Here is a 25418-nt window from a genome sequence, read left to right as displayed (position 1 = left end):
ATCTTTAAAACACCTTAAAATTGGAATCCTCATGAGTCAAATTGACAATGCTGCTGTTTCAGCACATCTCTCCCATGTGCGTATTGTCATGGTCAATACCACTTTACCTGCCAATATCGGCAGTGCCTTACGTGCCATGAAAACCATGGGCTTGTCCAAGCTGGTTCTGGTGGCACCGAAAACCTATCCGCATCCGGATATTGACGCGCTGGCCGCGGGTGCAACTGACCTGATCGAGCAGATCGAGATTGTCGAAACCCTTGAAGATGCCATTAAAGACTGCCAGATTGTATTCGGCACCAGCGCACGCAGCCGTACTATTCCCTGGCCGCTGTTAGATGTGCGCCCTGCCGCTGAAAAAGCCATGACCGCCGTGGTACAAGATCAGCAGGAAGTCGCGATTCTATTTGGCCGCGAAGACCGTGGTCTGACCAATGAAGAACTGGCGATGGCCAATTATCATCTGACTATTCCTGTGAATACGGACTACGGCGTACTGAATGTAGCTCAGGCGATTCAGGTGATCTGCTATGAGATGCGGATGGCAACGATGAGTCAAATTGAACAACCACGTGATGCTAAAGCGACCATGCAAGTCATTGATGGCATTGAAATGGAATGGGATGAACCCTTGGTCAATCATGCGCAGATGGAACAGTTCTATCCACACTTGGAAAAAATGCTGGCAGAAATTGAGTTTATGGATCCAAAAAATCCAAGATTATTGCCTTTACGCTTGCGTCGTCTCTTCGGACGTATACAATTAGATCGTATGGAATATCACTTACTTCGTGGTATTTTCAGCCGTGTTCAGGCATTGAACAACGGTACCTGGAAAAAATCTTCACACACATCATCACAGGACGAGGATCAAATCTAATGCTAAAACAGCTCAAAGAAGATATAAAAGCTGTCTTTGCGCGCGATCCTGCAGCACGCAATACCTTAGAAGTCTTAACCACTTATCCTGGCATTCATGCGCTGATCATGCATCGCATGGCACATGAGCTATGGAATAAAGACTGTAAAGGAACTGCACGTGCGTTGTCTTCGTTTAGCCGCTTTGCCACGGGCATTGAAATCCATCCGGGTGCAAAAATTGGCCGCCGTTTCTTTATCGATCACGGTATGGGTGTCGTAATTGGTGAAACCGCTGAAATTGGCGATGACGTCACCCTTTATCACGGCGTGACTTTGGGTGGAACCACCTGGAATAAAGGCAAACGTCATCCGACCCTAGAAGATGGCGTGGTAGTCGGTGCTGGTGCCAAGATTCTTGGGCCATTCACCGTAGGTAAAAATGCCAAAGTCGGTTCTAATGCGGTCGTTACCAAAGCAGTTCCTGAGAACGCCACAGCTGTGGGTAACCCGGCACGTTTTATCACCAAAGACAAACCTAAAGATGATGCTGAAGCGCGTCGTCGTGACTATGCAGAAAGTATCGGTTTCCAGCCCTATGCCGCAACTGAAGACCAGTCTGATCCGATTCTTGAAGGCATGCGGATTTTGCTGGATCGCATTCAGCAAAATGAAAAACGCATGAACAACTTGTGCAATCGTCTTTCTTTGTTAGATCCGACCTTTAACAAGCAGCAACAGGATGGCCAGCCTTTGAGCAAAAAAGAGTTGGAGATTCTGGAAGAAGCGCGCCGTGAATGTGAAGCGCAAACCAGCCAATCCAAGGCCTGAATATCACACTTCACTCTGTAACACGGGTTTACTTGCATGATGGTTATAGTTTTCATAGACTGACGATCATGCAATTTTTGAATAGATGTTTTAAAAAATAACAGAATGGATGACTATTATGACCTTTAAGCCCTTGGCACTTGCTTGCTTAGCATTCACAATTACTGCGTGTTCGATCACTCCTCAGAAATCTGCTGAGAAACCTGTAGATCAAGTGGTTTTTGTAGAGCCTGAACTGTCCCCACCATTTTATGCTTTAAATCCATTCAATTATAATGAACCACCTGAATTTGAAGTGCATTTGAAAAAAGCTGCAGCGCAGCCTGTAACCAAGATGGTGGTGACGGATCCTAATGATCCATCCAAGCAATTGACCCTGGATGTGAATAAACTGATTATTCCAGTGGTAGATAGCAATACCCGTGCAATGCGTTATGCAGCACTTGCCAATTCAAATGAAATCGATATCACCGAAATTGACGATTTCCTGCAAATGGTCGAAGGTAAGGCACGTCATTATCCACCACGTTTCAGCGATCGTCAGGAACGCCGTGGCTTTGAAGCCAAACTACGTGAAGTCACCCGACAACTGGATACTTTAGCGGCCCGTTCAAATGCCTCTTTTGATGTGTTGATGCGTGCTTTTAAAGCCAGCGTGATGGCACGTAACCTGGATCTGGGTTCAGTTTATACCACCAATTCCCTGACCTATGCCCAGCGTATTCTCAAAATTAATCCAGATGATCCTGAGGTCAACTTCTGGTTTGGTTTTGGTCTGTCTGAAGGCGGTGGTCAACGTGAAGCCATCGCTTATCTGGACAAAGCCATGAAAGCCGGGGTTCAGGAGGCTTATCTTTCTGCAGCCAATAACTATATTGCGCTGGAACAGAAGAAAAATGCCACTCAAACCTTGGCGAACTATAAGGTGAAATATCCGCAAGAAGCTGAAGTGGCGGACCGCCTGATTCAGGAAATTGAGAAAAACGGCCGCTGGAATGTTTGGCAAATTCTGCAAAGCTCAACACTTGCTCCGGTTGCAGAGCCAGCAACAGCACCTGTAACGCCATAACAAGATTCGCTTCAATTTGATTACAAATAGACTGCTACGGCGGTCTATTTTTATGGAAAAAAATTAGTAAAATACAAAACATTATCCCGCTTTATAACTTGAATTCAGTGAAAAGTTTTATGCACGAAAAAATAAATAAAAGATTAATGCTGTGCACTTTACTCATCACCAGCGTACTCAGCGGCTGTCAGGTGGTCAGTGTTAAGGAACAGGCCATTAATGTCACGCTGAACAATGAGCGTGACAGTATCTTGACCCGCGACAAGCTCAGTGAAGCCAGTTTGAATGTGTTGTCCATGACAGGTCGTGAAGCCCAGATCTGTATTGATCAGCCCGAAGAATGTGTGGAAGATCTGAAAAGTATTCCCCAGATTTTAGATGAACAATTGCTTTCTACAGCAAGTGAATTATATCTAGCCAACTCCTTACAAAATGCCAAGTCTGCTGAATGTAACACCGGAATTTTAAACAAAACCCGATCACCGGAAAAACAGCAACAACACAAGCAGAACATCCAGAAATGTCTGGATCAGCAGCTCACTATGCTGGATAAAAGCATTCGTTATAGCTATGCCTATCTATTTAAAACCGAGCGTGCGCCGCAAGAGCGTATTTTTGATAACCGCCAGGTCCAGATTCGTGACTTTTATAACCTGGCGATTGCTCATCTGATTCAACGCTATGCTGAACGTTATGAAGCCAAACAGTCCGGCCAGCGCATTCAGGTCGGTGACAGTGTATACACCATTGATCTGGAAAATTTTCCGCAGCTGAAAAACCAGACCATTGAACAGCTGATGTCCACCTATAACATGAACTTTTCCGGCCTGCGTTCTATCACCCGCCGTGATGGTTTTGGTTCAGAATTTTTAGTGGTCTTACCTGAAGCACAGCAAACCGAGCAAGATAAAAAATATATTGTCGATCCGCTCAAGCACAATTATCCAAATGGTATCAATCCAAATATTCATTCAGCCCGCTATCTGGCGACCACCATTACCGCTGTACCCAAATCCGCGAATTCGACCGAACAGATTCTCTCTAGCTCTGAGTTTCACCTGAAACTCTATGATCCTTATAAACATGAAAAGATCAAAGTGGCTTCGAAAGAATATGCGCTGGCCGCCAACTTTTCCGCACCTTACGGCTTATGGCTGGCCGAGAACAATCTGGGGCGTTTAGCCTATCTAACCCTGATTAATCGCGAAGACAGTCTGAGCATGCCGCATCTGTACATGCTGGAACCTTATAATCCGGACAAGAAAGTGCTGGTATTGATTCATGGCTTGGCCAGTAGTCCTGAAGCCTGGATTCGTCTGACCAACGACATTATGGGTGATCCGGTATTAAGAAAAAATTTCCAGGTCTGGCAGGTATTTTATTCTACTAATATGCCGATTCTGGAAAGCCGTTTTCAAATTAATGCAGTGGTTCAGCAAGGCTTTGCCCAGGTCGCGAACAATGCGCCAGCCAAAAAAGATGCGGTACTGGTCGGACACAGTATGGGAGGAGTGATTGCCCGTTTAATGGTCAGTCAGGCCGATATTACCCAAGATGCATTTAAGCTGGTACAAAATACCCGCATTGCCCAGTTTAAAGATAATCCGTTATTTAAAGCACGCCTGCAAATGCGGCCTATTCCAAATTTCACTCGGGCCATTTTCTTAGCGACACCACATCGTGGGACAGAATATGCCGACCGCTGGCATACCAAACTGGCCCGTAAAATTATCCGTATACCGGGTGCATTTTTGGGTGCCTTTGCCGATACCCTGCAAGGCCAGATCGGGTTAAACGAGTTTGTCAAAGAACTGGGGCATGACCTGATTCAAAATGGCCCAAGCGATCTGAGTGAAAATTCAAAATTCACGGCGTTGACCCAGGATATTCAGCCTTCTAAAAATATCAAATTTCATTCTATTATCGGCAATACCGTAGATACGCAAGATACCAAGCTCATGAGCGATGATATTGTTTCATATGAAAGTGCTTACCTAAGTGGTGCTGTATCTAGCAAAGTCATTAAGGGTGGCCACTCGATTCAGGAAACGCCTGAAGCCGTACTAGAATTGCGCCGGATTCTCAGATTACATCTCTCAGACCTCGGTCTTTATGATCCAGAATAAATTATCCTTTTGACTTATCTTAACCACCGTATGTTCGCATCCGGTGGTTTGTTTTTTTTTAAAATTGCAAATAGTGCTGAATAAGAAGCCATAGCGGCAGATCTGAGCGTTGACTTAAAGATTCATCTAGAATTTCATTTCTTTCTAAAAATTAAATTTGATAGACTTGCTGCAATACAGCTTTAAAGCTGAATTGAATCAGCAGATTCATTTCACATTTTCGGTCTCCTGTGCTCAATCATGTAGGGTTCGCCAGATTGAAAATGTGCTTTAAATTTTCCTGCATAGCCTATTGAGCAGTATTTGCATTTATCTCTTGTTGAAAGGATTTATTTTTAATGACCAGTTCAGAAATTATGGCTGATCTTTCTACCTTAACACCTATGATGCAGCAATACATGTCAGTGAAAATGCAGCATCCGCATTCATTGATGTTTTATCGTATGGGTGATTTTTATGAACTGTTCTTTGAAGATGCACACAAGGCAGCCAAGATTTTAGGCATTACCCTGACCCATCGCGGTAAAGCCAATGGTCAGCCGATTCCTATGGCGGGCGTGCCTTATCATGCAGCCGAAGGTTATCTGGCACGTCTGGTCAAAAAAGGCGAAACCGTGGTGATCTGCGAGCAGATCGGCGAAGTTACTGGGAAAGGACCGGTTGAGCGTGGTGTAGTTCGGATTATTACGCCGGGCACCCTGACCGATGATGCCATGCTCGGTGCACATCAAAGCTCGAATCTGGTGGCTTTATGTATTCAGCAGAGTCAGATTGGCATTGCACTTCTCGATCTCAGCGCTGGCTTATTTAAAGTACAGCAGCAGGATTATGATCTTAACCAGCTCATGATTGAACTGGCACGTTTGATGCCAAGCGAAATTCTGCTGGATGAAAATATCGCTGATCCGACATTGACCGAACAACTCAAACAGCAACTGGATATCTCGGTCACCAAACGTCCAAATGTTGATTTCAACCTGAATAATGCACAAAAAACCTTATGTGACCAGTTTGCCGTCAGCACGCTTTCAGGTTTCGGAATTGATCATTTACCTTTGGCTAAAGCAGCCGCAGCGGCACTGATTCACTACGCCAAAGAAACCCAGAAAACTGCGTTACCGCATATCCGCACGATTCAGCTAGAACAGAGTTCAGATTTTATTGCTTTGGATCCGGTGACACGCCGTAATCTTGAACTGATTGAGCCTTTATTTGAACATGGGACATCCTTATTTCAGCTGATCAATGATTGCCAGACTGCCATGGGGGGGCGCTTGCTCAGTCGCACCCTGATGCAACCTTTACGCGATACCGCCTTGCTGGATGAGCGCCTGGATGCCATTCAAGCCCTGCTGCAAGGTTTCCACGAAGTACCTGTACGTTTGGTACTAAAAGAAATTAGCGATATTGAACGCGTGCTGAGCCGTATTGCGCTTGGCAGTGCCCGTCCACGTGATCTGGTGCAATTGCGACAGGCCTGCGCGCAAATTCCATTTTTACGCCATGCCCTGCAACCGATTGTCAGTCAGCAACAGTCCAAACTTTTAGTACAACTCAATGAAGAACTCGGCGACTTCCATGATCTACATCAACGTCTGATGTCCGCCATTGTGGAAAATCCACCCGTCCTGCTTCGTGATGGTAATGTCATTGCAGAAGGTTTTGACAGTGAACTCGATGAACTACGTCAGATTCGTGATCATGCCAGCCAGTTCCTGATTGATCTGGAAATTAAAGAGCGTGAACAAAGCGGCATTCCGGGACTGAAAATTGGCTACAACCGCGTCAGTGGCTATTATATTGAACTGACCCGCGCACAGGCTGAACAGGCACCCGAGCACTATATTCGTAGGCAAACCCTGAAAAATGCCGAACGCTACATCACACCTGAACTGAAAGCATTTGAAGACAAAGTCTTATCAAGCGAATCGCGTGCCTTGGCCCGTGAAAAAATGCTGTTTGAAATGCTGCTGGATGAACTGCGTCAGGATATCGGCAGTTTACAGATGATGAGCAGCGCCATTGCCCAGATTGATCTGATTGCTAATTTTGCCCATCAGGCGCGTTTACGCAACTGGTCGCGTCCAAAATTTAGCCCTGAAATCGGTGTAAGTATCACTGCTGGACGACATCCAGTGGTAGAAGCCCTCAGTAAATCGGCCTTTACTCCGAACGATACGCGACTGGATTTTTCCCATCGCATGGCCATCATTACCGGCCCCAACATGGGTGGTAAATCCACCTTTATGCGCCAGACTGCATTGATCGTGTTGCTGGCTTATTGTGGTGCCTATGTTCCAGCGCAAGCTGCAACTTTAGGTCCGGTTGACCGTGTCTTTACCCGTATTGGTTCTGCCGATGATTTATCGACCGGCAAATCAACCTTTATGGTGGAAATGACCGAAACCTCGCAAATCCTGCATCATGCCACCAGCCAGTCTTTGGTACTCATGGATGAAGTTGGCCGTGGAACCAGTACCTATGATGGCTTGTCTTTGGCTTGGGCCTGTGTGCTGGATCTGACCAAACGCATTCAATGTTTATGTCTATTTGCTACCCATTATTTCGAACTGACTGAACTGGATAAGGAAAGTGGCATTAATAACTACCATGTCACGGCCAAAGAGCTGAATGGTAATCTGATTTTATTGCATAAGGTGCAACATGGCCCGGCCAGTCAAAGTCATGGCTTGCAAGTCGCGAAATTGGCAGGCATTCCGGCTGCGGTGATTAAAGAAGCGCAAAACCGCTTAAAGATTCTGGAAAAACAGCATCAGGCCAAGCCACTGAGCCCGCAGCATGATCTGTTTGCAATGCCTGAATTTTTAGAGCCTGTAGAACGTATCATCGAAATTGAGAAAGAATCGCCTGCACTGGACTTACTCGAAGATATTGATGTAGATAGTTTAACTCCGCGTGAAGCCTTGCAGCAGTTATATGCGCTCAAAGACCTGATCAAACAGCCAAGTTAATTCTCGGTCCTAGACCTCATCTGGCATAGGGTCGATGTCCTGAACATACCGATGAATGCTGTAATTCATCGGTATGCGACCTTTTTTCAAATTTAACAGCCCTATATATAACAAATATCAATAAAAGGAATTGTTAGTTCCCCCTGTTTTTGCCTAAAATACAGCATTCGTAATTAGAACCATATTTTTTAGGTAGCTGTCGCCATGACCTTCGTTGTCACTGAAAATTGTATTAAATGTAAATATCAAGACTGTGTTGAAGTTTGCCCTGTAGACTGTTTCTATGAAGGTCCTAACTTCCTTGTGATTAACCCGGACGAATGTATCGACTGTGCGTTATGCGAACCTGAATGCCCGGCAAATGCAATTTTCTCTGAAGACGAATTACCAGAAGGTCAGGAAGTCTTTATTGAACTGAATGCTGACCTGTCACAAAAATGGCCAAATATCACACAAATTGGTGACCAGCCAGCAGACCGTGAAGAATGGAATGGCAAAGCAGACAAATTACAATACCTTGAAAAGTAATTAGTTTAAACTTTAAAAGATCAGCAAATGCTGATCTTTTTTATACTCAACGCACACATTTCATTGCAATATTCTCCAAATTTCTCCCTATATTTAGTCTAAAATAGCGCTATTTTGTAAATATCTGATTTCTATAAATGAAGAACTTGTTAAAGGGATTATTGAGTCTTTGTATAATTCCTCTTGTTTTTGTGGGCTGTACCACGACCACAAAACAACCTGGACAGGCCACCACACCTGCTGGAAAACGGATTTACATTCCACAAGAACGTGTTCAATACGATCGTAAAGCCCACCCAAAAACTGTGCCTTATGTGTATACCCACTGGGTATCGGCACTGGATAATTTGTCACGCGTGCGTGAATATGAGGTTTTTCTGGAACGTCATGGGGTTGGCAATATCATTCCGAGTTTCGAATTGATGCGTACTGCACGTGATTGGGCCAAGTGTGGCCGTTCCCAATACATGATTCCAAGCCGTGAATTATGGGCCAATCAGATCCCAACTTTAAAAGTCTTTAAATATCTGGTTGCAGCCAATGTACTGACTGATTTTGAAGTCACGTCAGTCTATCGTGACCTGCCTTTAAACCAGTGTGCCGGTGGTGCCAACTCTTCACGCCATCTGTACAACTCTGCCATCGATTTCCGGATTGGGCCTGAATATCCCCAAGCACAAGATTATAGTTATATTGAAAATACCAAGTTTAAATTGTGCCAGTTCTGGGTGCAGCATGGTCAAAGCCTGAATATGGGACTCGGCATGTATGCTTCTGGCCAGATCCACATCGATACCAAAGGTTATCGTACTTGGGGACCGAGTTTAGGCCGTAATTCCTCAATGTGTAATTACTAAGTCATGACAAATGTTCTACAAAGTTCATGCAGGACTTTGTAGCGCCTAAAAAATCAGCACCTATAGAACAATAAATTGCGCTCTGCCGCGAAAAGTTTAAAATGCACGCATCGCAATCGAGGTGCTAAGACTATGCAACAAATGTGGACAGACATTGATCACTATATTGATTCACATTTAATTCCTGAAGACCCTATTCTGAATCAAACTCTTGAGAATACCGCAGCGCACGGTTTTCCTGATCACCTGGCTGTAGCACCGAACCAAGGCATGTTGTTGCAGATGCTGATCCAGATGAACCAATGTAAACGTGTACTGGAACTCGGCACATTTGCAGCATATAGCACCATGTGGCTGGCGCGTGCCTTGCCGGATGATGGCTATATCCTGACGATTGAAGGACGCGATACCCATGCGGCAATGGGACAGGAAAATATTGATCGCGCGCAGCTTAAACAGACCGTTGAGCTGAAATGCGGCCGTGCAGCAGATGTGCTTAAAGCCCTGCCTGAAGATACTGAAGCTTTCGATTTCATCTTTATTGATGCAGATAAACAGAGTTATCCGGAATATCTGGAACTCAGTTTAAACCTGTCGCACTCAGGTACGCTTATTTTTCTGGACAATGTGATTCGTGCGGGTGAAATCATTAATCCGGACAATAATAAACCAAGCATTGAAGGCATTCGTGACATGTTTAAAGCCCTACAAAATCATCCACGTATCTTGTCATGCACTGCTTTACAAACAATTGGCAGCAAAGGACATGATGGTTTTGCACTCGCGATTGTGAAATAAAACAAGAAGAACAAAAATCACCCAATGACATATTTATTATAAATAACATTAACTTATAAATATTAACCACAGAGTTATCCACAATATATGAGGATAACTCTGGTCATTTTTAAATCAAGCTGTAACAATTTACGATTAGACTTCGCGCTTGGCTATTTTATGCAATCCTTACTTCGCAACCAGTAAAGGCACTTTGGAATTCCGGAAAATCGTGGTCGCAATGCTGCCTAAAAAGAACTGGTGAATTTTACTGTGACTAAATGCACCCAACACGATCAGCTGAATCCCCAGTTCCTGCTGATAGCTCAAAATATTTTCTGCGACATCGCCATAGCGGTATTGTGGCACCACATCTAAACCAGCCTGATTTAAATATTGCAAAGGCTCATTCAGAATTTCAGCATGATCCCCAATATATAGCAGATGACATTGCAATAAGCGCAGCAGATCACTTTCCGCAATCCGTTTCATCATCTTGATACAGGTCGGTGAATACTCATAGGCGAAAATAAATCGTGTCGGCGGCTTAAACTGTTCTCCGACTGTCATCACGGTACAGTTTGCCCCACGAATAAAATTTTCCACATTGGTGCCGATCGGTTTGTTTTTTTCAGCGGAGCGTTCACCGAGCAAGCCAATCACTGCGATATCATCAGGCTGCAGGATCTGGAAACTTTGTTCCAGAAAATCACCCTTTTCCTGAATATGTGTGGTTTGAATGCCATGTTCTGCCAGAATCCGCTCGGAAATATGTTGCAGCAGGTTATTGCTATAATCCAGCGCAATTTCACTTTGTTTTTGTTCAAGCTCGGCCAGTTCTTTGAGTAACATGGCATTACTTTCAAAGCCAATAACCCCGCTGATTTCTCCCAGATGATAACTGGCTGGGTAATAATCCAAAACCTGTAACAGAACCAGTTCACGGCCAGTCTGTTTGGCAATCCATGCCGCCGCGTCTGCCAGCGCGTTTATACAGGGTGATGAGTCGATGCAGGCGATGACACGTTTCATGTTTAGCCTCTCTTCTATTTATGATAAAAATTTCTTAGTTATTTTTAACTTAGCATAAGCATTCAAAAATGTGCAGCGAAATCTGTAAGGCTTGACTTGAAATATGTTAACTTTTATGTGAACAAATATAGATCAATATATCGAACTCTCTGCTGAGTCAGTCGGTTGTATCAAGCAATTGACTTCCAAAAGCTTATTCACGATAGCGAATGAATTGAGCCGGATTACCGGCGACAATCGTGCGTTCCTCAACATTCTTGGTCACCATACTGTTCATTCCCACCACGGCCTGATCTGCGATTTTAATTCCGTCCTTGATACCGACGTGCGCACCCAGCCACACATCCCGCCCGATCTCAATGCCTTGTGAACGTACCGGCTGCTGATAAATCGGCTGCTCCAGATCCATGCCGTGATCAAAGGCATAAAGATGACAATAAGCGGCGATACGTACCTGATCATGCAGTTTAATCCCCACCCGACCGCCATCCAGAATACAGTGATGATTAATCGCCACTTCATTCCCAATGTCGAGTGGACCATGCAAGGTGCAATCTGCAGCGATAAAGGTATTATCACCAATAATGATTTTACGTCCCGGCTCCGCAAAAATATGTGCCAGTGGTGAAATAAAACAGTTTTCACCAATCTCAATGGTTTCCATTTCCATCAAGTAAGCCTGATAGTCCTTTTGCCACGCTTCTGCCCAGCTACGATTTTTAGGCTTTAAAGACCAGTACAGCCAAGGCATATAATTCAGGCGATGTTTGTGCTGTTCACGATATTTCAGTAATGGATCTACGTCAGTCATCTGTCGCTTCTTCTATGATTTTGAGCTGTTCGCGGCCGCGGGTCACATCTTGAATTTTTAAGGCAAAAGATTGAATTTGATGTAACTGAAATAAGGCACTGACCTGCACCCCTTCGGCTGTATATTCTTCCTGATAATCGATTTGTTGCTGATTCAATTCATATTGAAAGATGGCCCATTCATTGAATTGACAGGAAAATTGCACCTTTTTCTTTTCAATCAGTTCAATTTTTTCTGCCAACAACAAACATTGCCCAGCACAACCGCCATAGGCACGCACCAAGCCCCCTGTTCCCAGCTTGATCCCGCCATACCAGCGATTGACCAATACCAGCACATTGGTCAGCTCATTGCCTTCAATAGTCGCCAGAATCGGGCGTCCCGCTGTTCCTGAAGGTTCACCATCATCATTAAAGCGTACCTGATGGCCAATTTTCCAGGCCCAGCATTGATGGGTGGTGCTTGGATCGCGATAAGCTTCTAGAAAATCTTTCACGTCCTGCTCATTTTCAACAGGGGTGGCAAAGGCCTGAAAGCGGCTTTTTTTAATGTCTTCCTCGAAACTGACCAGGCTGGCAATGGTAAATGGCATAACTTCAGACTTTAAACTCTCACTGCTGCAGTATACCTGCTTTGCACAGACAAATAAAAAGCCTCTCCACGGAGAGGCCTGATTTTAATCGATTGTTTTACTTATTTGCTTGGCAAATATTATCGTTCACGCAAGGCTTCTTTGGCTTTGTTAAACGGCTTAATCAGATAATCCATCACGGTTTTTGAACCTGTACGAATATCTGCGGTAGCCACCATCCCTGGAGTAATATTGAACTCCTGCCCGGCATTATTGCTGAGCTTGTCGCTGTCGGTACGAATATACACCCGATAATAAAATTGATCCTGCTTGACTTCATCGCGCAAGGTATCCGGTGAAATCATGGTCACTTTACCCTTTAGCCCGCCATAAATTGAATAATCATAGGCGCTAATTTTGACCAGCGCTTCCTGATCAGGACGAATAAAGGCAATATCACGTGGCGAAATTCGTGCTTCAACCAGTAATTTTTCATCCAGTGGCACGATGGTCATCAACTTGCCATTTTGTGGAATCACGCCGCCCAGCGTCATCACATCAATCTCTTTGACGACACCGCGAACCGGTGATTTAAAAACAGTTCGGCTCAAAGTATCCGACTTGCCACGTACCACCTGTTGCTGGGTTTCTACATCAGTATTGGCTTTGGACAATTCTTCCCGCGCATTCACATAATATTGATTACGGATATCATTCATCTGATTACGCAGGTCATTGGCTTCACGTTTTAGACGCAACACTTCAACTTCACTGGCTGCCCCTTTGGCGACCAAGGGAGCGGTCATTTCCAGTTCTTGCTGCACCAGTAACAAAGCCTGTTCCAGGCCTGCAACAGATTCTTGCAAATTGGCTCGACGCGACTGATACAGGGCCGTTTCTTCTTTAACCAATTTGGGGTATTTCAACACTTCTTCAGGAAAGACCAACGGTGCGCCGGTGACTTCCGCACGTAAACGGGCTGAAGTGGCACGTGATGACACCAGCAAGGATTCTGATTCACCGACGTTGGATTCAAAGCGGGTCGGATCAAGCTGGGCCAATACTTGCCCACGCTCGACAATCTCACCTTCTTTGACATTAAGTTTAGTCAAAATACCGCCATCCAGAGACTGAATCACCTGCTCTTTGGATGATGGAATTATTTTTCCAGTACCAGTAGATACTTCTTCCAATTTGAATAACCAGGCCCAGGTCAGTAATACCAGTAGGCCAATGCCGATAATCCAGATGATGACACTTGATTTGGGTAATGGCGGTTCCTGAAAGCTGACCTTGCTGGAACGTTTTAGTTGCTGTAGTTCACTCATGCACTTGCTCCCACAACCCGCTTATTACCACCCTGCGACTGATTCAGGATCTGATCCCGTGGTCCATCCATCACAATCTTGCCATCATTGACCACCAGAATACGATCCACCAGTTCCAATACCGCACGGCGATGAGTGGCGACGATCATCGTACGATGGGTTAAATACCCTTTAAGATGATCAATCAACTGTTTTTCTGACACATCATCAATGGCAGCGGTCGGTTCATCCAGTAGCAAAATCTTTGGTTGACGAATCAACAACCGCGCCAATAACAAGGCTTGGCGCTGTCCACCAGAAAAGCCGACACCACCCTCTAAAATGATATGATCCAGCCCTTCTTTTTTCTCCTGTACAAATCCCAGTGCACCGATAATTTGTAAGGCTTCCAGAATTTGCTGATCGGTGGCCAAAGGTGCACCCAAAGTCAGGTTTTCACGAATTGAACCATAAAATAACTGCGAGTTCTGATTTAGCAAACTCATATCACGCCGCACATCTGACGGATCAATCAGGGTCAGATCAATCCCATCCAGCTTGACCTTGCCCTGTAACGGCGTCTGCATACCAGACAAGAGCTGCAACAAGGTTGATTTCCCGGCACCGTTACGGCCCAGAATCGCAATCTTTTCACCCGGTTTGATCTCAAGCTTTGGAATCATCAGGCTTGGTTTTGGATCATCTTCGCCATATTTGAATACCACACCACTGAGTTCATAATGGCCATCCAGAGCTGGGCGATGAATCAGGTGCGAATAATCCGGCTGATCCACTGGTTTTTTCATGAGTTCATCTAGACCGGATTTCGCGACTTTAGCCTGTTGCAAGCGCCCCAGTACACCCGTAATTTGTGAAATTGGTGCCAGCATGCGTGAAGAGAGAATCGAACAGGCCACCAATGCACCCGTAGTCATATCACCCTCCATGACCGCAAAAGCCCCGACTAAAACCACAATCGCGAAGGTCAGTCCCTGAATTTTTTGGGTCCAGGCAGTCATCAAGCCGACAATTTTACGTTGCTGCATGCTGACATCGGCTGACACTTCATTCATATGATTCCACTGATTCTGGAAACGCGTTTCAGCTCTTAACAGCTTGATGTCTTCAATTCCTTGTACAGCTTCTACCAGCAAAGCATTGCGGATGGCAGATTCGCGCATCCCCAACTGGGCCAGTTGTGCCAGTTTTTTCTGCGCCAGAATTCCCGGGAGAATCATTAAAGGAACAACGAGTAACATGACCCAGAACAGATTTCCCCCAATGACCCAGAATATCCCTAAGAACAGGAAGAAAAATGGCAGATCGGCAATGGCCGTAACTGTGGTTGAAGTCACCAGTTCGCGAACGCCTTCCAGCTCGCGAATTTGTGAAATGAAAGTTCCTGTCGATTTGGAATGTTCACTGTTTTTGATACGTAATGAATGACCAAAAACCCGGTCAGAAATTTTTAAATCCGCGCGTTTACCAATGATGTCTGACAGATAGATCCGCGAGACACGTAATACAAATTCAAAAATCGCAGCGATCAGCACGCCACCGGCCAACACCCATAACGTCGGAATAGATTGCGATGGAATGACACGGTCATAGACATTCATCGAGAAAACTATCGTGGCCAGTGCCAGAATATTGGCAATTAAAGACGCAAACATCACATCGATATAGCGCTTCCAGTCCTTCAGGACAATCGACCAGAACCAGTTTTTCTCAAAGGGTTTGATATATTCATCCACCCGCGCATCTGGAACTGAAGATTCAGGACGCAGCACATAAAGATGCTTTATGCCAACCTCTAACTGTTCAATCGTGAAACTTTGAGATAAACCTTCATCACCACTGAGCTGGATGCTGACATTGCCCTGTGTGTCGATGCGTTCAATCACCCCCACATCACCACTATCGAATTCAACCAGTAAAGGTAAACACCATGGATTCAGCAGGCTGCGCTCAAATTTATTTTTACGGACATTTAAACCCATCTGACGACTGACTATCTTGAGCATGTCATCGATGTCATGATGCTGGTTCCAGTCCAGTTGCAGGCGTATCCGCTCCTCAGAAGGCTCGATCCGGTAATGCCGGGCAATATTTAAAACTGCCTGAAGCCAAGGTTGATAATTTATTATTGTAGTACTCATGGCTGAACTTCAAACCCCTGAATAGAAATGCTGTTAAGCGCGTAAATATCCCGTGTACGGCCCGTGACCTGAATGTACTGTACGATCGCCGAGTAAATGTCATAGCGTGCCGATTCAATTTCCTGCGCGGTACTATGAATGACTTGCTCTGCATTCAGCAAATCCACTACGGTTCGGGTACCCAATTTATATTGTTCTTGATACAGCTCTTTGGTGCGTACCGTGGTTGCGCGGCGCTGGGATAAACCCCCCATTTGTTTTTGTTTATTTTCAATCTGCTCGCGGATCAAGCGCACCTGATCCAGCACATCCAGATAGACCGTATTGACCTGTGCGCGTGCAGCTTCTTCGGCATAACTGGCGGCACGGGTCTGTGAACGTATTGCACCACCCTGATACAAATTACTGCTGGCTTCAATCATGACTGAATTATAAAAGCCATCATCTTCATTATTATTTGGATTCCGCCCATTCATCGCCTGACTTAGACTGCCTTTAATACTAATAGTCGGATAAGGACTTAATCGCGCCTGATCTTTTTGCAAACGGGCAACATTGACCCCGGCATGGGCCAGAATCATGTTCGGAATCTGGGTAAATTCCGGATCCTGATAAAGATCGGCCTGTGCCACAATACGCTCAGGAATCTCCCATTCAATTGCAGATACATCAAATCCTAGCAAGGTACGCAAGCGTTGTTGATATTGTCTGAGCTGGGTCTGCTGAACAATCAGATTCGATTGTGCTGCTTCCAGATTGGACTGGGCCTGAATCGGGTCAGCCTGACTGCTGATCCCGGCGCGGGCACGCAAATTGGCAATTTCTGCAATCCGTCCAATGCCCTGAATCTGCTGCTGGGCAATCTGGGTAATTTGCTGATAGCGTTTGATATTCACTATTGCATCTGCTACTTCAAATGCGATCTGATCCAGACTAACCAGCACCCTTGCCTGTTCTTCTGCCAAGCGGGCTTCTTCCACACTGATATTGGTTTTAATTTTGCCAAAGTCATACAGCATCTGGGTGGCATTCAAAGAAACGATTTGTCGTCCACGTTCACCGGAAGTGAGGTCACCTGTCCCGATACCCCCGGATAACTGCGGATAATAACCCGCTCTCGCCACATCAATATTCGCGGCCTGCGCAGATAATGTCGAAATACTCTGGGTGATTTCAGGACGTCGTTGCACTGCCCGGTGTACGGCTTCCACCAGATTCATTTTTTGTGGAATGCCACCTGTGATCGTAGGACTTAAAGCTGACTGTCCTGACTGTGGTCGGGTAATTTACGGCAGCTCAGCTACTTTTGATGTATCTAATGAATAATGACCAAGCGACGTGATATCAATGCTATGCCCTGACCGTGTCGGTTTGGGTGCAATCAGCTGGCCCAAGCCATTCTTGAGATTGGAAAAATAATGGGGTGAGTTTTCTGCATGCGCCAAAGACACAGATAAAGGCAAAAGAAGAAGTATCAATCTCTTTCTTTTTTGATCTGTTTTCCCCTGATTTTTTTTAAAGTGTTCTGCCCTAAATCGCATAATTATGTAATGTTTCTTGTTCTAGCCTAACAATATATCAAATCCTTTTAAAAGAAATCTTTTTCACTTTGATTTGAGCAAAAAAAACCCTGCATCCGACAACTGGCGTCTGATGCAGGGTTTTTATATAAAGCAGGATTATTTAAACAGTGAAATCATCACCCAGATAAACTTTTCTCACAGTCTCATTTGCCAGAATTTCTTCTGGTGTGCCTTCAGCAAGCAATGCGCCTTCACTGACAATATAGGCATGCTCACAAATCGCCAGCGTTTCACGCACGTTATGATCGGTAATCAGTACCCCAATTCCGCGATCTTTCAAGGTCGTAATAATATCCTTAATATCTCCGACCGAAATTGGATCGACACCGGCAAAAGGTTCATCGAGTAGCATAAATTTTGGATCAGCCGCGAGTGCACGCGCAATCTCGGCACGACGTCGCTCCCCACCGGATACACTCATACCCAAGGAATCTTTGATATGGGTGATTTTAAAGTCTGCCAGTAGCTCCGCCAGACGTTGCTGACGTTGTGCCTTGGTCATATCTTTACGGGTTTCCAGAATCGCCATAATATTTTCGGAAATTGTCAGTTTTCGGAAAATCGAAGCTTCCTGCGGCAAATAACCAATTCCCTTACGTGCCCGTTCATGCATTGCAAGGTCGGAAAGATCTAGATCATCAAGATAGATTTCCCCCTTATCCATCCGCACCAGACCGACCACCATATAGAAACTGGTGGTTTTTCCGGCACCATTTGGTCCGAGCAACCCAACAATCTGGCCACTTTCCATACTGAACGACACATCTTTCACTACCCAGCGTTTATTATAGTTTTTCGCCAGATGCTTAATGGTTAAGGTTTGAACCTGCTGCGATTGCTCCATTAATCACGCGCTCCCGGGAAGGATGTTGAACTAGATGGTGGAATCACGATTTGTACGCGGCCAGACGATGAACCAGTTTTGTTTGGCGTTCCGGTGGCTTCGATATCGCCTTTGTTCATGCTGTATTTTAAAGTCGCACCACGAATACTGGCACCGTCCTGTTGCAGGAAGGCATTACCTGACAAGGTAATAATCCCGGTTTCAGCATTGTAGACAATTTTCTGCGCCTGACCTTTGGCAAGACCTTTGGCCGGATCCACTTTTTGCTGGAACTGTGCCGGGCTGCCTGTCGCCGTAATCAGGCTGATCTGGCGCTTATTGTTCAGATTGGCCACAATCGAATTGGCTTGCAGCTTCATGGTACCCTGTTCAATGATGACATTGCCAGAATACGTCGTCACACCCGTCCGCTCATTGAAAGTCGCCCGGTCAGCCAGCAAGGTGATTGGCTGGTTACGGTCAGATGGCAGCGCAAAAGCAGTGATTGAACCGAGTCCAACCACAGTCGCCAGCGTCATACGCTTCAGGAAAGTGTGCATCATTTTGGCTTTAGGAGTTTGGTTCATACTTTCCTCGAATATTAAAGAATTCGTATTGACCATCATTAAGATTGGCTTTAAGACCCTGGCTGACAAATTCAGCCTGTGGAGATTCCACAATCACTGTCTTGTCTGTTTCAATTTCACGTGTTTTCGGAAAAGCGGTCAGTTCTTCAGTACGGAACTGCATTTTCCCATTTTGCATGATTTTGGTGGCGAGCACTTCTTGAGAGAGTACAACTTTTGTATTGTCATCATAACCATGCGCCATTTTGGCAAAGAAAGTCGCATCGACTTTACCGTTGTCATAGGTCGATGCTCGCAGATTTTCCAGCTTTGAGGTTTCTAGCTGCAGGTTCTGCTCAAGTCGGTCCACTTGGGCACGAACCGATACCTGGCCTGATTCATCCGTCTGGGTTAAGTTAATATTTTGAGCGGAATAGGTCATGCTGCGCGCAGAGTCTGCCTGCAGCTTGTTACCCTTGCCGCTGTAATAGTAATAACCACCACTTATTGCGGCAATAATCACGGCCGTAATATATAAAACTTTAGTATCCATAAGCGGTGTACTTAATCCAAAAGATATGACTTATTAATAAGGCGCACGAGTATATTTTTCAAGTAACTCTTGGTACATGCCTTTGGACATTAACAGCATATCGCAGATTTCACGCACCGCACCACGTCCACCCTGCGCCTGAGTCACCAGATCGGCACGGCGGCGAACTTCGACATGACCATTCGGCACGGTCACTTTCATGCCGGCAATGGCAAAAGCAGACAGATCAGGCCAGTCATCGCCCATGTACAGGCAATCTTCAGGATCTATATTGAGCTGCGCACAGGCTTCACGAAGTGCTGTACCTTTATCTTCACGCCCCTGATAGACCAAATCAACACCCAGATCCGACATACGCTTTTCTACGATATTGCTTTTACGTCCGGTGATAATAATCACCTTGATTCCCGCCTGCTGAACCAGTTTCATGCCCAGACCATCACGAATGTCAAAGGATTTGATCTCATCGCCAGTATTGGTCAGCGTTACAAAGCCATCACTTAAAATACCATCTACATCAAGCACCAGTGCTGCAATATGACGTGCCTGTTCTAATAATACATAAGATGCCATTTATTAATTTACCCCAGCCTGAATCAGGTCATGCATACTAATCACGCCAATGACTTTATTGGCATCATCAACAACTACAAATTGATTAATTTTATGTTCATTCATACGTTCCAGTGCGACCACTGCACGTGCTTCCTGAGAAATGGTCAACGGATTTTTGGTCATCACGTCCTGAATAGCCAGATTGACATCAAAACCTTGCTGCTTATCAATCAAGCGACGCAAGTCACCATCGGTAAAAATCCCCAGCAACACATCATTTTCATCGACGACTGTGGTTAAGCCCAAGCGCTTGTTGGAAATTTCGTACAATACTTTATTCATGGCGGTATCTGGCGAGACTTTAGGTAAATCTGCGCCAGTACGCATCAGATGCTTCACGTGCAATAACAGACGCTTACCCAGCGCACCTGCAGGATGTGAGCGTGCAAAATCATCTGAGGTAAAGCCGCGAGCGTCCAGTAAAGCCACCGCCAAAGCATCACCCAAAGCCAATGTTGCCGTCGTTGACGATGTCGGCGCTAAACCCAGTGGACAGGCTTCTTGGATATTACCCAACGTCAAAGCTACATCAGCATTTTGTGGCATTGGACCACGATCATCACCACTGATGGTAATCAGCGGAATTTCCAGATGTTTGATGAGTGGCATCAACATCATGATTTCATCACTCTTGCCCGAGTTTGAAATCGCAATCAGCACATCACCAGCCACCAGCATACCCAAGTCGCCATGACCGGCTTCACCCGGATGCATAAAGAACGACGGTGTTCCGGTCGAAGCAAAGGTCGCCGCCATTTTACGGCCAATATGACCTGACTTGCCCATTCCGGTAATCACCAGACGGCCAGTACACTGTAGAATAATTTCACATGCCCGGCTAAAACGGTCATCAATCTGTGTTGCTAAAATCTGTAGTGCATTTTCTTCGATGCGCAGTGTTTCAAGTGCGACTTTCTGGAAATCTAGTTGATTCGCTGTTTTTTGTGGATTCAAAGCCTGTTTACCTACGCTAAGGACAGAGAAAAACTCTGGTTTGATGGGCATAATTTTCGCAATTTTAGCATAGCTATGCAATTGTAAGCTTTCTAAATGTAGAAGATTCGACGGATTTTTAATATATTCAGATTGTATTCAACTTGCGCAATCTGGTATCTCCGCCTCTACATTCACTCCATTTTTAAAACTGTAGAATGTGCTTATTTTTATTTTTTATTAGAATATCCTCACTCTCGTCTCAATGAATGGGATTCATACTAAATCATCCTCATTTCAATTTAACTCAATTACCCTGACGGATACTGTCTCTGAAAATGTAAGCTCAATATCGCCATTTCACTTCCTGAACCTCTTCTTTATAAATCGCTCTCGTCGCCTAACTCCCCTAAATAACTGAGGCTTTTTACGCTTTTATCTTTATGAATAATTATGCTTAGGTTAAGATGATTCATCCTTTTATTTGAAGTCTTTTGAACAGCTATGCAACCATTTGTTCTATATAACTCAGAGCAACGCAAAAAAGTAGAATTCGTACCTCGTGTTGAAGGTCAAATTGATCTGTATGTCTGTGGTATGACGGTTTATGACTACTGTCATATTGGACATGCACGTACAGTGGTTGCATTTGACTATATTATCCGTTTCCTGCGTAGCCAAGGCTGGAAGGTCAAATATGTGCGCAATATTACGGATATTGACGACAAAATTATTAAACGTGCCAATGAAAATGGCGAAAGTATCTCAGAATTAACAGGTCGCTTTATTGATGCGATGAATGAAGACTTTGCCAAACTGGGCTGCCTTGCACCTGATGTTGCACCTAAAGCGACAGATTACATCGATCAAATGCAAGATATGATCGGCAACCTGGTCAACAAAGGTACGGCTTATCCTTCCAATAATGGTGATGTCTACTTTGAGGTCGAAAAATTCGCCAAATACGGTCGTCTTTCTGGCCGTAAACTGGAAGATATGCAAGCCGGTGCGTCTGAACGTGTCGACGTCGAAGTTGAAAAGAAACACCCGTTTGACTTTGTCCTCTGGAAACATGCCAAGGAAAATGAACCGTCATGGGCATCACCTTGGGGCAATGGCCGTCCAGGCTGGCATATTGAATGTTCAGCAATGTCGACCTGCTGCCTAGGCAATCATTTCGATATTCATGGCGGCGGTGCTGATCTGACCTTCCCGCACCATGAAAATGAAATTGCACAATCTGAAGCATCTACTGGCGAACAGTATGTCAATTACTGGATGCATGCCGGATTTATTAATGTCGATGGCGAGAAAATGTCGAAGTCTTTAGGCAATTTCTTCACCATTCGCGACGTGATTGAAAAATTCCATCCGGAAGTGGTACGTTATTTTATTGTGTCTTCACACTATCGTAGCCCGGTGAATTACTCGGATGTTGCCTTAAAAGAAGCAAAAAATACCTTGTCTCGTTTCTATCACTCATTTAAAACCTATCAGGCGGTTTATGGTGATCATCTGATTGAAACTCTGGATGAGGCTTTAGTTGAACGCTTTAATACCGCTATGCGTGATGATTTCAATACGCCTGAAGCGATTGCGGTATTGTTCGAAATCAATAAAGAGCTGAATCGTGCGGTGAAAGAAGAAAATGCAGAACAGGCAGCGATTTATTATGCAACTTTGCGTTACCTGACCAATATTCTCGGTCTGGTACGGCAAGACGTAGAAGAGTTCCTCAAGTCTGACATTGGTCAGGAAGCATTGGTACTATCACCTGAACAAATTGAAGATTTGATTCAACAGCGTCAGGATGCCAAGAAAGCCAAAGAGTTCGCACGTGCGGATGAGATTCGTCAATCTTTACTTGATCAAGGCGTGGTACTTGAGGATACCCGTCAAGGTACAGTTTGGCGTCGTGCTGATTAATTAATCAAACAGATTTATAGGGAGTTGACACTGCTGTGGAATTCTCTATAATCCACCTCATTGCGGGAATAGCTCAGTTGGTAGAGCATAACCTTGCCAAGGTTGGGGTCGGGAGTTCGAGTCTCCTTTCCCGCTCCAGAATACGAAAAACCCTTATCGAAAGATAAGGGTTTTTTTATTGTGTTTGAAAAAAATTTATTAATAAAATGTATATCTCAAATCACTTATTCATCCTCTTTTACCCTGACAATTTTTTTGGGTTATTCATGACAAAGTGCTATTGTGGATAAACTTTAAAACTTTCAATCCCTTTCATAACGATATCGTTTCATGACTTATAAATTGAATGCTCGTCATCTTGTTTTAGACTTACTCTACGCTTCTAAGAACTCAACCTTGACTATTAAGCGGATATTAACAGCTGCTGAATTATTGGGGATTTCTGACAATGGTATCCGTGTAGCTGTGGCTCGATTAAATCAGGAAAATTTCATTCAAGCTGTGGAACGCGGCGTGTATCAATTGCTAGAGAAAAAATTCGATACTTCTCTTATCAGCTTAAACAAACACCCTGATATGCAAACGGCGACCACATGGAACGGAAAATATGTATTGGTCTATACCGGCACTTTGGGACGTGTAGACCGTACCGCCTTATATAAAAGAGAAAAAGCGCTGCGTTATTATGGTTTTCAGGAACTAGAGCAAAATGTTTTTATTCGTCCCGATAATTTAACGCTAAATCTAAGTCCATTAAAAACAGCTGTAATCCAGTTTGGATTAGATCCTGACGCACGTTTTTTCCAAGTCAGTCAACTGGAAAGTGAAACCGAAATTCGTGATTTATGGGATATCGAAGAGCTACATCAGACCTATCATGCAGTACAGCATGATATTAACGACTGGTTTGAAAATTACCAAAATCTGACTTTAGCAGAGCCTGCAAAAAGTGCCTTTTATCTAGGTAAATCTGCCCTGTTTAGTTTACGTGCTGATCCTTTGCTTCCTGCAGAATGGATAGACACCGATGCCCGACAACAATTTGAGCTCGCAGTCCGCAAAATAGAAAAACAGGGTCAACTTTTATGGCAACACTATTTTAAAGACCAAGGGGTCTAATTTATTTCTTTTTTATACACAAAAATAAATTGACTGTAATATTTCATCCAAATATATTGAATAAAGCAATAAGAACTAAATATAGGCAGAAGAATGAACAGCAAGGTCAGTGTCACAGAACTTTTTAGTCGTGATGAAATTAAAGAACTCACCACGACCTCAGACTTGCACGGTGCCTGGGCAGTAGGTTCAACCTGGACCGTAATTGTCATGACCTTTGGCACGGTAGCCTATAGCTGGGAATATTTACCTACGTGGGGAAAAGTCCTGATGTCCGCGCTGGCATTGGCCATTTTGGCTGGCCGACAACTTGCGCTGGCCATACTGATGCATGATGCTTCGCACCATAGTCTATTTAAAACCAAATGGTTGAACACTCATTTGACTGACTGGCTCTGTGCACGCCCGATCTGGAATGATGTCAGCAAGTATCGTCCTTATCATCTAAAACATCATGCTAAAACCTCGCAGCCAGATGATCCTGACCTGGGGTTGGTAAAAAATTTCCCCATTACTCAAAGCTCACTATTCAGGAAATTCTTCCGTGACCTGAATGGGCAATCTGGACTTAAGTTCCTTGCAGGTCGAGTATTAATGGATCTTGAATTACTGGAATGGAGCGTTTCCAATGACCCCAAGCCAATTCCGCGTGGTGATCGCAGCAATTTAGAGTTAGCAAAAAATCTGTTTAAGAATAGTTCCGGTATGCTCATCTCAAATGCAGCAATTTTTTCTGCACTGTGGGCCAGCGGACATCCTAAACTGTATTTATTATGGCCTCTCGCCTATATCACTCCATTTCCTTTGTTCATCCGCATCCGCGCCATGGCTGAGCATGCGGGCCTAGAAACCAGTCATTCTGCCCTTAGCAATACCCGAACTACTCGTGCAGGTTGGTTGGCACGTGCTTTGGTTGCCCCGATTCATGTGAACTATCATATTGAACATCATTTGATGGCCTCTGTTCCGCATCAAAAGCTGGCGAGAATGCACCAGATATTAAGGGAGCGTCAGTATGTCGATGCTCCGCCAAGTTATCTGGATGTGATTCGCTCACTTTTAAAAAAATAAAAAATATTTCTGCTGCTGAGACTAGGGTGTGTTGACACTTTTAGCTTAAAAAAATAGCGAAGTAGTAAAATCAAATCGCCAAACCCAATTTTACTATTCGCTATGCCTCGTACCATGCTGACAGATCAACACTGGCAAAAGTTGAAAGTTATTCTGCGTAATTTATCCATTCACCACAACTCAAATTTACGCAATTTTATTGAAGCTATTCTCTATAGAATTAGAACAGGCTGTCCGTGGCGAGATATTCCTTCTTGTTTTGGTCATTCAAACTCTATTTTCAAACGTTTTAATCGTTGGTCAAGCAGCGGTAAGTTACTTAGATTATTCA

At 44.5% G+C, this 25418-nt stretch carries 22 protein-coding genes, 1 tRNA gene and 1 pseudogene; 13 read left to right on the top strand and 11 right to left on the bottom strand.

Annotation, left to right across the window (positions count from 1 at the left end):
- The first annotated feature begins 31 nt into the window (after nt 1-31).
- The 8 genes from PV763_RS01165 to PV763_RS01130 all read left to right on the top strand — a co-directional run bounded on the left by PV763_RS01165 (nt 32) and on the right by PV763_RS01130 (nt 10039).
- Nucleotides 32-880 (top strand): RNA methyltransferase, encoded by an 849-nt coding sequence (locus PV763_RS01165; RefSeq protein WP_004279927.1) that lies wholly within the window; start codon nt 32-34, stop codon nt 878-880.
- Nucleotides 856-1689, top strand: coding sequence for a serine O-acetyltransferase (gene cysE / locus PV763_RS01160; protein ID WP_253147061.1), 834 nt, complete (start codon nt 856-858; stop codon nt 1687-1689). Before PV763_RS01165 ends, cysE begins: the two co-directional genes overlap by 25 nt.
- Nucleotides 1690-1807: 118 nt before the next feature.
- The gene (locus tag PV763_RS01155) at nt 1808-2758 is read left to right on the top strand and encodes an ABUW_2363 family tetratricopeptide repeat lipoprotein (RefSeq protein WP_420937248.1); all 951 of its coding nucleotides are present in this window, start codon (nt 1808-1810) and stop codon (nt 2756-2758) included.
- Nucleotides 2759-2877: 119 nt separating this feature from the next.
- Nucleotides 2878-4884, top strand: coding sequence for an esterase/lipase family protein (locus PV763_RS01150; RefSeq protein ID WP_420937247.1), 2007 nt, complete (start codon nt 2878-2880; stop codon nt 4882-4884).
- Nucleotides 4885-5222: 338 nt separating this feature from the next.
- The gene (gene mutS, locus PV763_RS01145; RefSeq protein ID WP_420937246.1) at nt 5223-7856 is read left to right on the top strand and encodes a DNA mismatch repair protein MutS; all 2634 of its coding nucleotides are present in this window, start codon (nt 5223-5225) and stop codon (nt 7854-7856) included.
- Nucleotides 7857-8060: 204 nt separating this feature from the next.
- A complete protein-coding gene (fdxA, locus tag PV763_RS01140; RefSeq protein ID WP_004279936.1) occupies nt 8061-8384 on the top strand; it encodes a ferredoxin FdxA in 324 nt (107 codons plus the stop codon).
- A gap of 137 nt (nt 8385-8521) precedes the next feature.
- Entirely contained in the window at nt 8522-9241 is a 720-nt protein-coding gene (locus PV763_RS01135; RefSeq protein WP_420937245.1) for a D-Ala-D-Ala carboxypeptidase family metallohydrolase, read from the top strand.
- A 132-nt stretch (nt 9242-9373) separates the two neighbouring features.
- Nucleotides 9374-10039: an O-methyltransferase gene (locus PV763_RS01130; RefSeq protein WP_420937244.1), complete on the top strand. Its 666-nt coding sequence runs from the start codon at nt 9374-9376 to the stop codon at nt 10037-10039.
- Between the two features lie 168 nt (nt 10040-10207).
- Here the strand turns inward: PV763_RS01130 and PV763_RS01125 are convergent, their stop codons facing one another.
- The 11 genes and pseudogenes from PV763_RS01125 to PV763_RS01075 form a co-directional block, all read right to left on the bottom strand.
- Nucleotides 10208-11050 carry a universal stress protein gene (locus tag PV763_RS01125; protein ID WP_420937243.1) on the bottom strand — a complete coding sequence of 281 codons (843 nt, stop codon included), beginning with the start codon at nt 11048-11050 and terminating at the stop codon, nt 10208-10210.
- Between the two features lie 193 nt (nt 11051-11243).
- Nucleotides 11244-11861, bottom strand: coding sequence for a DapH/DapD/GlmU-related protein (locus PV763_RS01120; RefSeq protein WP_420937242.1), 618 nt, complete (start codon nt 11859-11861; stop codon nt 11244-11246).
- Entirely contained in the window at nt 11854-12453 is a 600-nt protein-coding gene (locus PV763_RS01115; RefSeq protein ID WP_195724837.1) for an IMPACT family protein, read from the bottom strand. Before PV763_RS01115 ends, PV763_RS01120 begins: the two co-directional genes overlap by 8 nt.
- 119 nt (nt 12454-12572) lie before the next feature.
- Nucleotides 12573-13760, bottom strand: coding sequence for an HlyD family efflux transporter periplasmic adaptor subunit (locus tag PV763_RS01110; protein ID WP_420937241.1), 1188 nt, complete (start codon nt 13758-13760; stop codon nt 12573-12575).
- The gene (locus PV763_RS01105; protein ID WP_420937240.1) at nt 13757-15898 is read right to left on the bottom strand and encodes a type I secretion system permease/ATPase; all 2142 of its coding nucleotides are present in this window, start codon (nt 15896-15898) and stop codon (nt 13757-13759) included. Before PV763_RS01105 ends, PV763_RS01110 begins: the two co-directional genes overlap by 4 nt.
- Nucleotides 15895-17361: pseudogene (locus tag PV763_RS01100) on the bottom strand (TolC family outer membrane protein). Before PV763_RS01100 ends, PV763_RS01105 begins: the two are co-directional and overlap by 4 nt.
- A 220-nt stretch (nt 17362-17581) precedes the next feature.
- On the bottom strand, nt 17582-18325 hold the full coding sequence (lptB, locus tag PV763_RS01095) for an LPS export ABC transporter ATP-binding protein (protein WP_005104345.1): 744 nt from the start codon (nt 18323-18325) through the stop codon (nt 17582-17584).
- The gene (gene lptA, locus PV763_RS01090; protein WP_420937239.1) at nt 18325-18891 is read right to left on the bottom strand and encodes a lipopolysaccharide transport periplasmic protein LptA; all 567 of its coding nucleotides are present in this window, start codon (nt 18889-18891) and stop codon (nt 18325-18327) included. The genes lptB and lptA overlap by 1 nt, the downstream gene beginning before the upstream one ends.
- Nucleotides 18875-19423 (bottom strand): LPS export ABC transporter periplasmic protein LptC, encoded by a 549-nt coding sequence (lptC, locus tag PV763_RS01085; RefSeq protein ID WP_004279957.1) that lies wholly within the window; start codon nt 19421-19423, stop codon nt 18875-18877. The genes lptA and lptC overlap by 17 nt, the downstream gene beginning before the upstream one ends.
- Before the next feature lie 33 nt (nt 19424-19456).
- Nucleotides 19457-19996 (bottom strand): KdsC family phosphatase, encoded by a 540-nt coding sequence (locus tag PV763_RS01080; RefSeq protein ID WP_004279958.1) that lies wholly within the window; start codon nt 19994-19996, stop codon nt 19457-19459.
- 3 nt (nt 19997-19999) lie between these two features.
- Nucleotides 20000-21043 carry a KpsF/GutQ family sugar-phosphate isomerase gene (locus PV763_RS01075; RefSeq protein WP_004279959.1) on the bottom strand — a complete coding sequence of 348 codons (1044 nt, stop codon included), beginning with the start codon at nt 21041-21043 and terminating at the stop codon, nt 20000-20002.
- Nucleotides 21044-21475: 432 nt separating this feature from the next.
- On the opposite strand from PV763_RS01075, the gene cysS reads away from it, so the two are divergent.
- The 5 genes from cysS to PV763_RS01050 all read left to right on the top strand — a co-directional run.
- Nucleotides 21476-22897, top strand: a complete 1422-nt coding sequence (gene cysS / locus PV763_RS01070; RefSeq protein ID WP_247144201.1) for a cysteine--tRNA ligase — start codon at nt 21476-21478, stop codon at nt 22895-22897.
- Between the two features lie 62 nt (nt 22898-22959).
- Nucleotides 22960-23035, top strand: a tRNA-Gly gene (locus PV763_RS01065).
- Between the two features lie 192 nt (nt 23036-23227).
- Nucleotides 23228-24016 (top strand): hypothetical protein, encoded by a 789-nt coding sequence (locus tag PV763_RS01060; protein ID WP_420937238.1) that lies wholly within the window; start codon nt 23228-23230, stop codon nt 24014-24016.
- A 93-nt stretch (nt 24017-24109) separates the two neighbouring features.
- Complete coding sequence (locus PV763_RS01055; protein ID WP_420937237.1) at nt 24110-25087, top strand: fatty acid desaturase family protein; 978 nt, start codon at nt 24110-24112, stop codon at nt 25085-25087.
- 102 nt (nt 25088-25189) lie between these two features.
- On the top strand, nt 25190-25418 hold a 229-nt coding region (locus PV763_RS01050; RefSeq protein WP_420937236.1), incomplete at its 3' end, for a transposase.

This window comes from Acinetobacter sp. AS5 (assembly GCF_048957595.1).
Taxonomy (GTDB): Bacteria; Pseudomonadota; Gammaproteobacteria; order Pseudomonadales; family Moraxellaceae; genus Acinetobacter.
The sequence above is the reverse complement of the archived record's forward strand: the minus strand, read 5'-3'. Positions and strand labels throughout refer to the sequence as shown.

Coding starts and splice junctions, on each gene's coding strand:
- PV763_RS01165 (WP_004279927.1), top strand. CDS start 32: ATGAGTCAAATTGACAATGCTGCTGTTTCAGCACATCTCTCCCATGTG.
- PV763_RS01155 (WP_420937248.1), top strand. CDS start 1,808: ATGACCTTTAAGCCCTTGGCACTTGCTTGCTTAGCATTCACAATTACT.
- PV763_RS01150 (WP_420937247.1), top strand. CDS start 2,878: ATGCACGAAAAAATAAATAAAAGATTAATGCTGTGCACTTTACTCATC.
- mutS (WP_420937246.1), top strand. CDS start 5,223: ATGACCAGTTCAGAAATTATGGCTGATCTTTCTACCTTAACACCTATG.
- fdxA (WP_004279936.1), top strand. CDS start 8,061: ATGACCTTCGTTGTCACTGAAAATTGTATTAAATGTAAATATCAAGAC.
- PV763_RS01135 (WP_420937245.1), top strand. CDS start 8,522: ATGAAGAACTTGTTAAAGGGATTATTGAGTCTTTGTATAATTCCTCTT.
- PV763_RS01130 (WP_420937244.1), top strand. CDS start 9,374: ATGCAACAAATGTGGACAGACATTGATCACTATATTGATTCACATTTA.
- PV763_RS01125 (WP_420937243.1), bottom strand. CDS start 11,050: ATGAAACGTGTCATCGCCTGCATCGACTCATCACCCTGTATAAACGCG.
- PV763_RS01120 (WP_420937242.1), bottom strand. CDS start 11,861: ATGACTGACGTAGATCCATTACTGAAATATCGTGAACAGCACAAACAT.
- PV763_RS01115 (WP_195724837.1), bottom strand. CDS start 12,453: ATGCCATTTACCATTGCCAGCCTGGTCAGTTTCGAGGAAGACATTAAA.
- PV763_RS01110 (WP_420937241.1), bottom strand. CDS start 13,760: ATGAGTGAACTACAGCAACTAAAACGTTCCAGCAAGGTCAGCTTTCAG.
- PV763_RS01105 (WP_420937240.1), bottom strand. CDS start 15,898: ATGAGTACTACAATAATAAATTATCAACCTTGGCTTCAGGCAGTTTTA.
- lptB (WP_005104345.1), bottom strand. CDS start 18,325: ATGGAGCAATCGCAGCAGGTTCAAACCTTAACCATTAAGCATCTGGCG.
- lptA (WP_420937239.1), bottom strand. CDS start 18,891: ATGAACCAAACTCCTAAAGCCAAAATGATGCACACTTTCCTGAAGCGT.
- lptC (WP_004279957.1), bottom strand. CDS start 19,423: ATGGATACTAAAGTTTTATATATTACGGCCGTGATTATTGCCGCAATA.
- PV763_RS01080 (WP_004279958.1), bottom strand. CDS start 19,996: ATGGCATCTTATGTATTATTAGAACAGGCACGTCATATTGCAGCACTG.
- PV763_RS01075 (WP_004279959.1), bottom strand. CDS start 21,043: ATGCCCATCAAACCAGAGTTTTTCTCTGTCCTTAGCGTAGGTAAACAG.
- cysS (WP_247144201.1), top strand. CDS start 21,476: ATGCAACCATTTGTTCTATATAACTCAGAGCAACGCAAAAAAGTAGAA.
- PV763_RS01060 (WP_420937238.1), top strand. CDS start 23,228: ATGACTTATAAATTGAATGCTCGTCATCTTGTTTTAGACTTACTCTAC.
- PV763_RS01055 (WP_420937237.1), top strand. CDS start 24,110: ATGAACAGCAAGGTCAGTGTCACAGAACTTTTTAGTCGTGATGAAATT.